General features: G+C 71.5%; 11 protein-coding genes. 8 read left to right on the forward strand and 3 right to left on the reverse strand.

Annotated features, from left to right (window positions below; translation table 11 throughout):
- Positions 1-72 precede the first annotated feature (72 nt).
- The 5 genes from O7634_RS22520 (at position 73) to O7634_RS22540 (ending at position 8,378) form a co-directional block, all read left to right on the forward strand.
- Positions 73-1,011 carry an aromatic prenyltransferase gene (locus O7634_RS22520; RefSeq protein WP_278152106.1) on the forward strand — a complete coding sequence of 313 codons (939 nt, stop codon included), beginning with the start codon at positions 73-75 and terminating at the stop codon, positions 1,009-1,011.
- A gap of 33 nt (positions 1,012-1,044) precedes the next feature.
- A complete protein-coding gene (locus O7634_RS22525) occupies positions 1,045-2,811 on the forward strand; it encodes an FAD-dependent monooxygenase (protein WP_278152107.1) in 1,767 nt (588 codons plus the stop codon).
- Between the two features lie 62 nt (positions 2,812-2,873).
- Positions 2,874-4,388 (forward strand): FAD-binding oxidoreductase, encoded by a 1,515-nt coding sequence (locus tag O7634_RS22530; RefSeq protein WP_278152108.1) that lies wholly within the window; start codon positions 2,874-2,876, stop codon positions 4,386-4,388.
- A gap of 79 nt (positions 4,389-4,467) precedes the next feature.
- On the forward strand, positions 4,468-6,105 hold the full coding sequence (locus O7634_RS22535) for a prenyltransferase/squalene oxidase repeat-containing protein (RefSeq protein ID WP_278152109.1): 1,638 nt from the start codon (positions 4,468-4,470) through the stop codon (positions 6,103-6,105).
- 158 nt (positions 6,106-6,263) lie between these two features.
- Entirely contained in the window at positions 6,264-8,378 is a 2,115-nt protein-coding gene (locus tag O7634_RS22540) for an MMPL family transporter (RefSeq protein ID WP_278152110.1), read from the forward strand.
- Between the two features lie 73 nt (positions 8,379-8,451).
- On the opposite strand, the gene O7634_RS22545 is transcribed toward O7634_RS22540, so the two are convergent.
- On the reverse strand, positions 8,452-11,070 hold the full coding sequence (locus tag O7634_RS22545; RefSeq protein WP_278152111.1) for an AfsR/SARP family transcriptional regulator: 2,619 nt from the start codon (positions 11,068-11,070) through the stop codon (positions 8,452-8,454).
- The gene (locus O7634_RS22550; RefSeq protein WP_278152112.1) at positions 11,067-12,029 is read right to left on the reverse strand and encodes an AfsA-related hotdog domain-containing protein; all 963 of its coding nucleotides are present in this window, start codon (positions 12,027-12,029) and stop codon (positions 11,067-11,069) included. The genes O7634_RS22545 and O7634_RS22550 overlap by 4 nt, the downstream gene beginning before the upstream one ends.
- 245 nt (positions 12,030-12,274) lie before the next feature.
- On the opposite strand from O7634_RS22550, the gene O7634_RS22555 reads away from it, so the two are divergent.
- Both O7634_RS22555 and O7634_RS22560 read left to right on the forward strand, forming a co-directional pair.
- On the forward strand, positions 12,275-12,439 hold the full coding sequence (locus tag O7634_RS22555) for a hypothetical protein (RefSeq protein ID WP_278152113.1): 165 nt from the start codon (positions 12,275-12,277) through the stop codon (positions 12,437-12,439).
- Positions 12,439-13,212 (forward strand): hypothetical protein, encoded by a 774-nt coding sequence (locus O7634_RS22560; RefSeq protein ID WP_278152114.1) that lies wholly within the window; start codon positions 12,439-12,441, stop codon positions 13,210-13,212. Before O7634_RS22555 ends, O7634_RS22560 begins: the two co-directional genes overlap by 1 nt.
- Positions 13,213-13,267: 55 nt before the next feature.
- Here O7634_RS22560 and O7634_RS22565 read toward each other — a convergent pair whose 3' ends face one another.
- Positions 13,268-14,359, reverse strand: coding sequence for a LuxR C-terminal-related transcriptional regulator (locus tag O7634_RS22565; protein WP_278152115.1), 1,092 nt, complete (start codon positions 14,357-14,359; stop codon positions 13,268-13,270).
- Positions 14,360-14,475: 116 nt separating this feature from the next.
- On the opposite strand from O7634_RS22565, the gene O7634_RS22570 reads away from it, so the two are divergent.
- Positions 14,476-14,769, forward strand: a complete 294-nt coding sequence (locus tag O7634_RS22570; protein ID WP_278152116.1) for a hypothetical protein — start codon at positions 14,476-14,478, stop codon at positions 14,767-14,769.
- Positions 14,770-14,847: the final 78 nt, after the last annotated feature.

Here is a 14,847-nt window from a genome sequence, read left to right on the forward strand (position 1 = left end):
GCCCCGACCCCGCCAAGCCGACGTCAAGTCGCGCATAAGTGCCGGCCATGTGCGGTGCCCGAGGGTGGGGGCATGGAGCGCCAGATTGCGGACAAGGTCGAGTCGGACGAACCGGTGGAGAGCCTCTACGCGGCCATCGAGCGGTCCGCGCGGGTCCTGGATGTGCCCTGTTCACGGGAACGGGTGATGCCCATCCTGACCGTCTACGGCGGCGCGCTCGCGCGGGCGGTCGTCGCCTTCCGGGTGGCGACCGGTCGAGACCACTCGGGCGAGCTGGACTGCCGGTTCACCGTCCCCCTGGAGGTCGACCCGTACCTGCTGGCCGTCGACAACGGCCTGCTCGAGAAGACCGACCACCCGGTGAGCGAGTTGCTCACCGAGGTACGCCGGCACTGTGCTGTCGACAGCTACGGCATCGACTTCGGCGTCGTCGGCGGCTTCAAGAAGGTCTGGCTGGTGCTGCCGCGTGGCGAACTGCAGGCGGTGTCGGCGCTCGCCGACATCCCGGCGATGCCGCGCAGCCTGGGGCAGAGCCTCGACTTCTTCGCCCGGTACGGACTGGGCGACACGGTCGGGCTGCTCGGGATCGACTACCGGCGCAGGACGGTGAACGTGTACTTCGGCGAGCCGCCCGCCGGGGGGTTCGCGCCGGAGTCCGTCCGGTCGATGCTCCGCGAGGTCGACCAGGCGGAGCCGAGCGCCCAGATGCTCGAGCTGGGTCAACGGGCGTTCGGCATCTACGTGACGCTCAACTGGGAGTCGCCGCAGGTCGAGCGGATCTGCTTCGCCGTGGCGACCACCGACCCGACCGAACTCGCCGTGCCCCTCGACCCCACCGTCGAGCGGTTCGTCACGCACGTACGGGAGTCCGAGCCGCACACCCGGTTCGTCTACGCCGTCGCCTCCCAGCCGGACGGCGAGTACTACAAGCTCCAGTCCTACTACCGCTGGCAGCCCGAGGTGCTGGACATCATGCAGCTGTCCGACCGGGCCGTCGCGGACCCCGTTTAGCCAGGCACACATCCACTGCTCGAAGGGACAGACATGGGTGCTGTAGAGGTTCCGGTTCTGATCGTGGGCGGCGGCGGCAGCGGGTTGTCCGCCTCCATCTTCCTGTCCGACCACCACGTCGACCACCTGCTCGTGGAGCGGCGCTCCGACACCTCCAACCTGCCGAAGGCGCACTACCTGAACCAGCGCACGATGGAGATCTTCCGCCAGCACGGCCTGGAAGCGGACGTCGCCGAGCTGGCGGCGCCACCGGAGAAGTTCGGCAAGGTGCGCTGGCAGACGACGCTGACCGGTCCGGGACCGCTGGACGGGAAGCTGATCCACGAGATGGACGGCTTCGGCGGCGGCGCGCTGCGCGAGACGTACGCGGCGGCCGCGCCGGTCCTGCCGGTCAAGCTGCCACAGGTACGACTGGAGCCGATCCTGCGTCGCCACGCCGAGCAGCGCAATCCCGGCGGCGTGCGGTTCGGCCACGAGCTGACCTCGCTGACCGAGACCGGCGACCGGGTCGTCGCGGAGATCCGCGACACCGCGAGCGGGGAGACCACCACTGTCACGGCCCGCTACGTGGTGGCGGCGGACGGCGGTCGCACCGTCGGCGCGGCGGTCGGGGCGCAGCTCCAGGGCCCGCCGCCCCTGTTCGACGCCACCACCGTCTACTTCGCCGCCGACCTGTCGGAGTACTGGAACGAGGGATCGATCATCACCTGGTTCCTCAACCCGTACCGGCCGGACCTCTCCAGCGCTCTCATCGAGATGGGGCCGACCTGGGGCAAACACTCCGAGGAGTGGGGGCTGCACGTCTCCCTGGCCGGGGTGGACCGCACCGACGAGCAGGCGGTGCTCGCGAAGGTGCGGGCCGTCCTCGGTCTGCCCGAGCTGGAACTCCGCCTGCTCGCGGTGACCACCTGGTCCGTGGAGGCGGTGCTCGCCGAGCACTACCGCTACGGGCGGGTGCTGCTCGCCGGTGACGCGGCGCACCGGCAGCCACCGGCCGTCGGCCTGGGACTGAACTCGGGCGTGCAGGACGCGCACAACCTGGCGTGGAAGCTCGCCGCCGTGCTCGGTGGTGAGGCCCCGGACGGCCTGCTCGACACGTACGAGGCGGAGCGGCGTCCGGTCGGGCAGTTCAACCTCGGTTGGGCGATGTCCGCGGCGGCCCACCACCAGGTGGTCATCGACGCCGCCGTCGGCCTCGGTCAGCACCTTCCGGCGGAACGCCGGACGCCGATGTTCTTCGGGTACTTCGCGCCGACCCCGATGGGTGTGGCCCAGCGCACCCGGGCGGCGGAGATCTTCGCCACCCACCGTGGGGAGTGCCAGGCGCACGATGTCGAGATCGGTTTCGCCTACGAGGCGGGCGCCGTCGTGCCGGATGGCAGCAGGCCGCCGGCCCGCGCGCCACTCGGTGACGTGTACCAGCCGACGACCCGCCCGGGACACCGACTGCCGCACGCGTGGATCGAGCGCGACGGCCAACGCCTGTCCACCCAGGACCTGACCGCACCCGGCGCGGGCTTCGTGCTGATCGCCGGCGTGAACGGTGAGCCCTGGGTCGAGGCGGCCGCCCAGGTGGCGGAGAAGCTCTCGGTGCCGATCGTCGTGGCCCGGATCGGCGCGGGCGAGGAGTACGCCGACGTCGACGGACGCTGGGCGACCGTGCGGGAGATCACCGACGCCGGAGCGGTGCTGGTCCGGCCCGACCACCACGTGGCGTGGCGCAGTGTCGGGGGCAGCGAGGACCCGGCCAGCGGACTGGGCGACGCGATCGCTCGGGTCCTGGGTCACCAGGCCACCTGACCACGATCCCGGCCCGCACCGCGGTACGGCCGACAGAACCATCCGAGCGAAAGAGGCACTGCGTGATTACTCGAAGGTCCCTTCTCGGCGCGAGCGGCGCGGCTCTGGCGACTCTCGCCCTGCCCGGTGCCGCGAGCGCCCGGAGCACCACCACCAACAAGTGGAGCCGCCTGAGCCAGCACCTCCAGGGTCGGCTGGTGCTGCCCTCGGAGGCGGACTACCAGAAGGCGAAGCAGCTCTTCCAGGTCCAGTTCGACGACACCAGCCCCCGAGCGGTCGCGTACTGCGCCTCCGCCGCCGACGTGGCCCTGTGCCTGCGCTTCGCCCAGGACCACGGGCTGCCGATCGCCGCGCGCAGCGGCGGCCACAGCGCCGGCGGGTACTCCACGACCCCGGGTCTGGTCATCGACGTGGCCGGACTGAACACCGTCAGTCTCGGCAACGGCAGCGTGACGATCGGGCCCGGCGCGCAGCTCATCGACATCATGAACACGCTGTCCCCGTCCGGGCTGGGCATCTCCGGTGGCTACTGCCCGACGGTCGCGGCCGGTGGCTTCCTCCAGGGCGGCGGGATGGGCCTGTTCACCCGCAGCATCGGCATGGCCTCGGACAAGGTCACGTCGGCCCAGGTGGTCCTCGCCAACGGCAGGGTCGTCACCGCCGCGCCGACCGAGCACCCCGACCTCTACTGGGCGCTCCGCGGGGGCGGCGGCGGCAACTTCGGCATCGTGACCTCCTACCAGGTCACGCCCAGCCCGCTGACCACGGTCGGCGCCGCCAACCTGGCCTGGACCTACGACCAGGCGCTCGACATGCTCGACGGCTGGACCCGGTGGCTCGTCGACTCGCCCTGGTCGATCGGCGGCGGCGCCAACGTCACGCTGCTGGACGCCGGTCCGGGCAAGGTGCCGACCGCCGGGATCTTCCTCGGCTCGGTGGACACCGGTCCCGCCTTCGCCGCCGAGATCCAGCGGCTCATCTCGCTGGTCGGCCACGCCCCGGTGGTCAACCAGGCGTTCACCGCCCCCTACCAGCCGGTCATGATGAACCTCTACCGGTGCACCGACCTGTCGGTCACCCAGTGCCACCGTGACGACATCTCGCCCGGGGGGCAGATCCCGCGGCCGGCGTTCGGCGCCTGGCGGGGACGGCTGTTCGGTGCGGTCATGCCGCGCGAGGGTTGGGCCCGGGCGCTGGACGTCGTCGAGAACACCGCACGGATCGACGGGCAGGGCCGGCAACTGCAGATCTCCGCGCTCGGCGGCGCCGCCAACACGGTGTCCCGAACCGCCACGGCCTACGTGCACCGCGACACCCACTACTCGGCCAGCTTCCTGACCTCGAACGCGGTCGCGCCGGTCTCCGCCGAGGCCGTCTCCGCCGCGTACCAGTTCGTGGACGGCGGCTTCGCGGCCATCGACCCCTACTCCAACGGTGAGACGTACCAGAACTTCATCGACCCTCGCCTGACCGGCTGGAAGCAGTCGTACTACGCCGAGAACTACCCCCGGCTGAGTCGGATCAAGGACCGCTACGACCCGTACAACGTCTTCCGATTCGCGCAGAGCGTCCGCTGATCGGCGGGCCTCGCAGGCGTGGCTCGGGGAGCCGGTGGTGGTCCACCGGCTCCCCGCCCCGCCAGTTAGGAGCATTGCTATGAGAGTTCCGTACGTGCAGCGTTCGGCTCCGATCGAGTGGCCGGTCGAGGTGGACCGGGATCAGGTACGCGACGCCACGTCCCGTCTCGTCGCGCACGTCAGCGGGCGGGTCGAGCCGGACGGCGCGATCCGTGAGCAGTGCCAGAGCCGGGTGCTGGAGTCGGCGCTCGCGTTGTCGCTGTTGACACGCGTCGGAGTGACAGCACCGGCCCGGGACCGTCTGCTCGCCTTCCTCGACGCGCATCGGGACTCCCCGGAGCGGCTCGACCGGGTCCTCGCCCGACTCGCGGTGTCGCGGGCCACCAGCGGTGGCTCGACTGTCGACGCCACGCTCGTCGCCAGGCTGACCGACGGCGTGCTCGGCGCCGCGCCGGGCTTCATCTCGGGCCGTCGTCGCAGGATGGTGGGCGCGGTGCTGTCGGTGCTCGGGTGCCCGCTGCCGGGCGACCTCGGGGCGCCGGCCGACGGCGCGGTGCCGACCGACCCCATGCACTCCTGGGCCGTCGTCCAGCAGGCCGCCGTGACGCTGATCCTCGCCGCCGCGGCGGGCGTCAGCAACCCGGTCACCGACGACGCGCGGGACACCCTGCTCGCCATCGAGCCCGGCACGTCGGTGTGGGAGGGGTACGTGCTGATGCACCTGCTCGCCCTGCACGGGCTCGCCGGTGTCCCCGGGCAGGAGGCCACCGTACGCGACGGCGTGCGGACCCTGCTGCGCTACCAGCGCGACGACGGCGGCTTCCCGTTCGTGGTGGAGATGCACCACTGGTGCACGGCGACCGCCGGGCTGGGCCTGGCCGCGGCGGGGGCGCCGACCAGCCTGCTGCGGTCGATGGGCCGCATGCTCGTCGTCCACCAGGGCGGCGCCCCGCTGGCGCGCTCCCTGTCCCGTGGCACGCCGCTGACCGACGGCTGGTCCATGTCGGTGGGGGTGGCCCAGAACGACGTCGACTGCACCGCGTGTGCGCTGGAGTTCCTCCAGGTCACCGATCCGGTCGGATTCGGCGGCGCGGTGCGCCGCGGCGTACGGTCGCTGCTGGCGGTGCAGGGCGCGGACGGCGGCTTCCCCACCTTCGTCGCCGGTGCGGCGTCCGAGCCGTGCATGACCGCCGCGGCCGTCGGGGCGCTCGCGTCGATCCCCGCCACCGCGCCCGCCCGGGCCCGCGCGTTGGCGTTCCTCGCCGACAGCCAGCTGGCCGACGGCGGCTTCGAGCCGGGCTGGAGCCGCAGCCGGCTGCACGCGCTGTTCCGGGCGCGTCTCGCCGCGTACACCGCGCACCCGGACGACTGTCGCAGCGCGACGATGGCGGAGCGGATCGAGCGGACCGTGCGCGAGACGCAGAACGACGACGGCGGGTGGGGAATGCAGCCCGGCGATCCCAGCGACGACGTCAGCACCGCGTACGGATTGATCACCCTGTGCTACGGGTCCGAGTCGCGGCCGGTGGGCCGCGCCCTGTCCTGGCTGCTCGGACAGCAGCACGCGGACGGCGGTTACCGCGGCGTGCCCGACATGGTGGGACCCCGCCCGTTCACCTACCACCTGCCCGTGCTGACCGACGCTCCGGTGCTGCTCGCGTTCGGCCACGTGCGCTGCCGGACCCGGGACCGGGTGGCCGTCGCGCTGGGGGCGTGACGACAAGGGGCACCACGCCGATTAGAGGTTGTTTAACCTAGGGTGCGGATTCGGTTGCGCTGCGGTACACATCCCGATGTCTGCCCACATCGTTGTCGGCACCGACGTCGTCGCCAACCTGACCCGATCCCGGACACTGAACACGAAGGACACGTTGCATGATCCGAAAACTCGCGTCTGTGCCCGCAGGCAGGTTGGCGAAGTGGGTGGTCGTCGCCGTCTGGCTGGTCCTGCTGATCCCTGCCAGCTCGCTGGCCGGCAGGCTCAGTGAGGTCCAGCAGAACGACAACTCGGCCTGGCTGCCCAGCAACGCGGAGTCGACGGAGGTCGTCGATCGGGCCGCGAAGTTCCAGACCACCGACACCCTGCCCGCGATCGTCATCTACGACCGGCCGGAGGGCATCACCCCGGCCGACATCGCCAAGGCGCGGGCGGACGCCCAGGCCTTCACCACCGTCACCAACGTCGTCGGGCAGCCCCAGGAACCGGTGGTGTCCCAGGACGGCAAGGCCATCCAGACCGTCGTGCAGGTCCGCAAGGACAACCGGGGATGGGACGGTCTGGGCGAGGTCGTCGACTCGATGACAGCGATCGGCACGGCGAACGCCAACGGGCTGAGCTTCTATGTCACCGGCACGCCCGGCTACGCGTCCGACTCGATCAAGGGGTTCGGCGGAGGTGGCGGGCTCACCACGATCACCGCGGTGGTGGTGGTGCTGATCCTCCTGCTCACCTACCGCAGCCCGTCGTTGCCGTTGCTTCCGCTGCTGACCGCCGGTGGCGCGCTGGTCGCCTCGGAAGCGGTGATCTACCTGTTGGCGAAGAACGCCGGGCTCGTCGTCAACAACCAGACCAGCTTCATCCTGACCGTGCTGGTGTTCGGCGCCGCCACCGACTACGCGTTGCTGCTCACCTCACGCTACCGCGAGGAGTTGACGCGACACGAGGACCGGCACGAGGCCATGGCCGAGGCGTTGCACCGTTCCGGGCCCGCGATCGTCGCCAGCGCCGCCACTGTCGCGGTCAGCCTGATGTTGCTGACGCTGGCCAGCCTCAACTCCACGAAGGGGATGGGGCCGGCCTGCGCGATCGGCATCCTCGTCGGCCTGCTGGCCATGGTCACCCTGATGCCGGCGCTGTTGGTCATCTGCGGTCGCTGGATCTTCTGGCCGGTCAAGCCGAAGTACGGCGTCACCCCGTCGACCACCGGCGGCCTGTGGACCCGACTCGGCACCGCCATCGCGGGCCGGCCCCGGCTGGTCTGGATCAGCACCGCCGTCGTGCTCGGCGTGATGGCGCTCGGCATGCTCGGGCTGCGGGCCGACGGGCTCGCCAACAAGGACCAGTTCACCAACAAGCCGCAGATGGCCGTGGGTGAGGAGGTCAAGGCCCGACACTTCCCGGCCGGCTCGGGTGACCCCCTCTACGTGGTGACGAACGCCGCCTCGGCCGAGCAGGTCAGAACCGCGCTCTCCGGTGTCGCCGGGATCGGCGAGGTCTCCGCGCCGGTCGTCAAGGACGGTGAGGCGATCATGCTGGGCCAGATGATCGACGACCCCACGAGCAAGGCGGCGACGCGTACCGTCGAGCAGGCCCGCGAGGCGGTCCGGCAGGTGCCCGGCGCGGACGCCCAGATCGGCGGCAACACGGCGATCGTCCTGGACACCCGGACGGCCGCCGCCCGGGACTCCAAACTGATCATTCCGATCGTGTTGGTGGTGGTGCTGCTCATCCTCGCGCTGCTGCTGCGGTCGATCATCGCGCCGCTGCTGCTGATGGCGACGGTGGTGCTGTCGTTCGCCGCGGCCCTCGGGGTGAGCAGCCTGGTGTTCAACAACGTGTTCAACTTCGCCGGGGCTGAGGCGTCCTTCCCACTGCTGGCGTTCGTCTTCCTCGTCGCCCTGGGCATCGACTACAACATCTTCCTGGTCACCAGGGTCCGTGAGGTCGCATTGCGGCACGGCACCCGGCGCGGCGCGCTGACCGGGCTGACGGCCACCGGCGGCGTGATCACGTCGGCCGGGCTGGTGCTGGCGGGCACCTTCGCGGCGATGGCCTCGCTGCCGCTGGTGTTCGCGGCCCAACTCGGCTTCGCTGTGGCGTTCGGCGTACTGCTGGACACCCTGGTCGTCCGCTCGGTGCTGGTCACCGCGCTGACCCTGGACGTGGGCCGGTGGATGTGGTGGCCCAGCAAGCTGTTCCGACAGCACGACGCCGACTCCCAGCCGTTGACGGCGGTGACGCCCGATCTGGAACCCGCTCGGGGCGTCTGACGCCCCGCGACACCGATGAGGCCCTCCGGCACGCCGCCGGGGGGCCTCGTCGGTGTCGCGGTCCGGCCTCGGTTCAGGCGGAGAGACGCCACAGGCCGGGCTGGATCTCCAGCTCCGGGGCGTCGGTACGGCTGCCCACCGCGGCGACGCGCTGCGCGGAGGCGAGCGCGAAGCTCTCGAAGCGGTGGTGCCGGACCTGTCCGGCGAGCGCGGCGCACTCCATGAAGCTGCGGATGGCGTGCTCGGGACGGTTGTCGTCGAGCTGGCCCAGGGCCAGCGACCGCAGCGCGTTGCACAGCCCCCAGGTGTCCCCGGCCGCGCTCGACAACGACACCGCCTGCTCGGCGAGGGACCGGGCACGCGCGTGCGCGTCGTCGGCGAGACGGAGGTCGGCCAGGCCGACCAGGGCGCGGCTGTGCGGATGGGGGAGACCCGCCCGGTCGGCGAGGGTCGCCGCCTCCTGGTATCTGGTCTCCGCCTCCGCGTAGCGACGGCGCTGCCAGGCCAGATCACCCAGCGAGCAGAGGCTGACGGCGGTGGGCACCGGATCGTCCAGCCGCGCCGCCGCGTCCAGGGCCAGCTCGTGGGTCTCCTCCCAGTCGTGCCACGCCGCGATGGTCTCGAAGAAGCTGCCTAGGCTCTCGGCGAGCTGCCACGCGGGTCGCCACCGCCTCGTCCGGCAGAGGGTGCGTACGAGGTCGACGAGCGCGCGTCGCTCCTGGGCGAACCAGCGCAGCGGATCGTCCCCGACGATCGCGGCGGCGCCGTCCGACGCGGCGGTCGTCACCCAGAAGGACCGACCGGGCGACAGCAGGTGGTCGGCGTGCTGGCACAGTCGCAGGTACGTCGAGGCGACGCGCTCGGCGGCGTCCCGGGTGAGTGACGCGTCGTCGTGGCGGCCCGACAGCTCCCTGGCGAGCACGCCGAGCAGCTCCTGGTAGTGGAACCGCGCGCCGCGGCCGGTGCCCGCCGTCTCCAGCAGCTGGGCATCGACCAGGGTGTCGACGACGTCGGCCGCCTGGCGGGTGTCGGCGTCCAGCACCGCCGCCACCGCCCACAGCGGGAAGTCGGCGGCGGGCAGCAGCGAGAGCCGCCGGAAGGCCGTCCGGACATGCGCGGCAGAGCCCCGGTAGGCGAGCATCAGGCTGGCGCGGACGTCGAGGTCGCCGATCCGGAGCTGGTCCAGCCGGGACTCCTCGTCGCGCAGCAGCGCCGCGACGTCGGCGACGTCCCAGTACGGACGGGCGGCCAGCCGCAGCCCGGCGACGCGCAGCGCGATGGGCAGGTGGCCGCACAGCTCGGCGACCTGTCGCACCGCCTCGGCCTGGCCGGCCACCCGGTCACTGCCGGCAGCCGTGGACAGCAGCCGGTCGGAGTCCTCCGGGCCGAGGACGTCGAGACGGTGGGGCTGCGGGCCGCCGAGGCCGGTCAGCGGTACGCGACTGGTGACCAGGACGGCGCTGCCCGGCGCGGCGGGCAGGAACGGCCGTACCTCCTGCTCGGTCGAGACGTTGTCGAGCACCAGCAGGATCCGGTGGCGGTTCAGCAGGTGGTGGACGGTGGCGGACAACTCCTCCACGTCGGACGGCAGATGGCCGGTGACGCCCGCCCGACGCAGGAACGTGGCGAGCGCGTCGGCGCGGGAGCGCGGTTGACCGGGCGCGGCCTGCATGTCGACGAACACGCGCCCGTCGGGGAAGGTCGGCGCCGCGGCATGCGCGATCTGGAGCGCCAGGGCGGTCTTTCCGATGCCGGCCCTGCCGACCACGCGTACGCAGGCCGGTGCGACGAGGCCCGCCGCGGCCTCCCCGAGGTCGGTCCGCACCGCTGTCGTGACGTCGTCGCGACCGACGAAGTCGAGGACCGGAGGGGGCAGGTGGAGCGCGCCCAACGGCGGCGACCCGGCGGCCGCGACGTCGCGCTCCGTCGGCCCGAGCAGCCCGGCGTCGCCCTCCAGAACCTGCCGGTGCACCTCCCGCAGCGGCGTGTTCGGTTCGATCCCGAGTTCGTCGATCATGGCACGGCGCAGGTCGGTGAAGACCCGCAGCGCGTCGGCCTGTCGACCCGAACGGTACAGCGCCGTCATCAGGTGGGCGTGCAGCTCCTCGTGCAACGGGTACTCGCCGGTCAGCGCCCACAGCTCGCTCACCAGGGCGTGGTGCCGACCCAGGCGCAGGTCGGCGCGGACACGGTGTTCCAGCGCGGCCAGCCGCAGCTCGCTCATCCGTACGGCGGTCGCCTCCAGGATCGGCCCGTGCGGCACGTCGGAGAGCAGTGGTCCGCGCCACAGCTCCAGCGCCTGGCGCTGGAGGTCCGCCGCGAGGGTGTCATCGCCGGCCCGGGCGGCCTCCAGCCCGCGCTGGTGGCGCCCGAGGAAGACGGCGAGGTCGAGCTGTTCGGCGTCGATGCGCAGCAGGTACCCGGGGGCCCGGGTGACAAGTGCGTCGCGGCCCTGTGCCGGATCGACCTCCTGCAGGATCTTGCGCAGTTGGGACACGTACACCTGGAGCGTCATCATGGCCGTGCGTGGTGGTCGGTCCGCCCAGAGTTCGTCGGCGAGCGCCTGCACCGACACCACAGCGTTCGTCTGCAACAGGAGAGTGGACAGGACGACGCGCAGCTTGGCGGCGCGGGGTGTGCCGGCGACGGTGTCGCCCCGCACCTCCATCGGTCCCAGTACCCGGTACCTCACGATCCCCCCGAGGACGTGCTGTGTGCCACGGTCAGCTCGGCCTCGGCGACGACGCTTCCGAGCTGGGTGACCGACGAGCGGATGCTCGTGCTGGGCGCGTCGTCGCCGGGGTCGACCCGGGCGGCGCAGGTCAGCGGGAGGCCGAGTGCCGCGTCGCGCGGGAAACGCACCGACGCGCGGACGACGTGGGTACGCGACGCGTCGTACCCGCGGATCCTCGTCGCGGCGAGCAGCGCCGTCTGGCGGATGGCCTCGATCAGCAGGGTGCCGGGGACGAACTCGCCGCTCTCGGCGAAGAAGACCGGGTGGCCCGGGTCCACCAGCAGTTCGGTGCGGAGCGTGTCGTCGGTGCGCGCCGGTGCGGAGACGACCACGTTGCGCGGATCGCACCGACCGACGGTGTGCGGATCGACCGGGGGCGGGCCGTGCCGGCCCGTGGTCGGCGACGACCACCGGGTCGGCGCCGGTCGCCGGGGCCCGCTCGGCGCCAGGAAACGCAGGTCGGCGTGGCCCGTGCAGCCGGCGGTCCCGTCGATCTCCATCGTGCCGCGCAGCCGTAACCCACCGGGTATCCCGCTGGTCACCGACAATGCCGAGGCGTGCAGGTCGACCGCCATGTGCGACGGATTCTCCCGCACCCGCCAGGCCGCCGGGGTGGTCAGCGCGAACTCGACGCTCTCGAACCGGCAGCGGCGGTCCAGCGGCACCCGGAAGTACCGGCCACCGACGAAGGTGCCCACCTGTCGTACGGTCTCGACGAAGAGTTGGACGTCGTGGACGTGCCCGAGGCCGTCGTTGAACAGCGGATGGTCGTACGGCATGTCGCCGGCCAGCGCGAACCGTTCCTCCCGGCTGACGCCGTACTCCGGCGCGGCCTGGACCGCCGATCGTGGCCGGTGGATCAGGTGCCGGGTGGCGGCGGGACGGACCCGCTCGGCCACCGTCAGGTGTCGTGCCATCTGGACTCCCCCGTGGTGTCGTGCCTCCCCTCGGTAAAGACTGACCAGCACGTCGCGCGTCGGCCACCCGTTCCCGCTGGCACCAAACTGCACTACAGGTAGTCCCGGCCGCGCCGTCCGCTGGGCGCACGCCGATGCCAGGTCGCCGTTAAGGCCCGTCCATGTTCCGCGCTCCATGCTGTCCCCGGAACGCGGTAACCGCTGGAACCGTGGAGGTGCTTGTGGCCAGAGTGCGTGGATGGTCGATGCTGACCGATGGGTTGACGGCGCTCGGGCTCATCTGGGCGCCGGTGGACCCGCTCAGCCCGCTACCGGGCGGGCGATCCGGCGGCTCCCCGCAGGGGCGGCCCCGACAGCCTCCGGTCGAGGAGACGGCCGACCAGCCACCGGCGGGGATCGGTGTGCCCTGATGGCCGGTCACTGGACGCCGCTGCCCGACGGGATGGCCTTCGTGTCGATACCGGCCACGCACGGGCTGGACACCTGGGAACGGGCGCGCCGCGAGTTGGCGGACAACTGGGTGGTGCTGCTGCACGCCCGTCTGGTCGACTGGCTGCCCGAGCAGATCGACGACGCCGCCCTGCGGGTGCTGCTCGGTCAGGGCTGGTGCCGCTACCTGGAGATGGTCAGGGGTGGGCTGGGAGCCCGGACCGTAGCCACCAGGGCGCTGCTGCGGCATGCCGCGGCGAACCTGGTGGAGGAGGACGGCGAACTACTCGAGTTGAGCTACGGCCCGACCGGGCGGCCCTACCTCTCCGGCTGCCAGTGGCTCGACATCAGCCTCAGCTACGTCGACGACCTGGTGCTGCTGGGGGTGACGACCCGGGGTCTGATCGGGGTGGACGTCGAGCGGCTGGACCGCGACCTCTACCGGACCGGGCAGAGCGGACGCATCTGCTCCCCGTACGAGTTGGTCACCCTCGCCGGAATCGCCGAGGAGGAGCGCAACCGCGACCTCGTGCGGCTGTGCACGCTCAAGGGCGCGTACGGCAGTGCGATGGGGGTGCCGTTCTGCCCGAGCGAGATCGGCTTCGGGCCGGACGGGCGGGCGGTGCGGGTATGCCGTCCGGACGGTACGCCCGCCGACGGTGACGAGTGGACGTTCCGCTCGTTCGTCCTCGACGACGAGTATCTGGTGGGCGCGGCCGTCTACGACGCTGATCGCGAGTCGTGCCGACCCTGACCGGTCGGATCGGGTCGGGGTGACAGCCGTCGACGCGATGCGCAACGTCCGCAGCTCACGCCGACATGTCCAGCGCGCCATGGCCGTGTCGCCCGTCGTCGGTCTTCGCGGCGGGCGGGTCGTCAGCGACCACGTCGTCGATCAGACCCATTCGGGTGGCCTCCACGCCGGCCTGGAAACGGCTCGTGGTGCCGAGCCGGTCCATGAGTTCGGAGATGTGCCGGCGGCACGTGCGCACCGACATGCCCAGGCGGCGGGCGATCGTCTCGTCCTTGTATCCCTTCGCCAGGAGGCGGATGACGGATCGTTTCACGTCCTCGTCCACCGGCGCGGCCCGATCGGCGTCGGGCTGGAAGGGGACCGCGGTGTTCCACAGGTGCTCGAAGACGTCGCACAGGTAGCCGACGAGCGCCGGTTCCCGGATGACGACCGCCCCGGCGGCCCGGGAAGCGACCCCTCGTTCGGGCACGAACGCTACCTCATGGTCGAAAATGACCATGCGATCGATGACTTCCTGGGTTGTGCGGACGCAGGCGCCCCGCTTCGTCACGTCCGATACGTAGGCCCGGGTAACCAGGTCGGTGCGTGCCGGATGTTGGTAAATGGTGCGGTTGTCGACGCCGCGCTCCAACGCCTCCACCAGTGGCCCCCGGGTAGCGGACAGCAGGTGCGCGGGTCGGGCCCCACCGGGTTGGATCGTCATGATTTCCGACTCGCACCGGCGGGCGTGCTCATTGAGCACCGGCTGCACCATGGCGGCGTCGGTAATGACGTCGAAAGCCTCGCTGTGATTGCGGTCCCGGCGGTCCTCGAAATAGGCGGGCGCCAGTGCCATGATCTGTGTGCGGACTTCGGTCACGGCAGACTGAAGATCGCGAATCTGATTCTCCGCCGGCGCGACGAGGCCCGAGGCGGCAGCGTCGGGGCCGACCGGAACCAGCACCTCCGGGCAGCCGGGCATGGGGCGGATGAGCCGCAGGGCACTGAGGACCCGTTCCGCGCGGGCGATGGCCGGCGGGTCGAGGCCCAGGCGTTCCGCGATCGTGGCCGGGATGAACTTGCCGCGCCGGACCGCCTCCCGGTAGACGCGCACACTCACGTCATCCAGCTCCGGAAACATCATCTGTTCGTGCTCGCCTGCTCGCATCGCGATCGCCTCCTCCCCCGAACGAAGTGGTCGCACAATGCGCAAGTCTTACACGTCGGTCCACCGTCCGGGGGGCACCGATGCTTACCCGAACGGATACACATTCAGGATAAACGATGCTGGCCATTCACCCCTTCGGGGTTTTCCGCACGGCTGGCTTCGCGACGTGCGACGAATGTCGGCGGCAGTGTCAGTTACTGAACTACAGCTTTTTCTATTCACGTCTGGTGGCCGGATTGGACTCCGGCAGAGTGTCCGGTGCGCTCGCCCGCCCGCAGCACCGGCACCCATCCGGCGGACGGCGCGTGACCGAGAAGGACGGTGTCGAAGGAGAGGGCATGATGGCCTCAGCTGTTCGGAGCAACACTGTCAGCACCGCGCCCGCGCGCCGGGACATCGGCTGGGGTTAGCCCGGCTCCGACGCGACAACCCCGCCCGGCCCCGCCCGCTGCCCGGCCACCCGATGCCGACAGCGCGCGGGGCCGTCG

Source organism: Micromonospora sp. WMMD1120 (genome assembly GCF_029626235.1).
Classification (GTDB): domain Bacteria; phylum Actinomycetota; class Actinomycetes; order Mycobacteriales; family Micromonosporaceae; genus Micromonospora.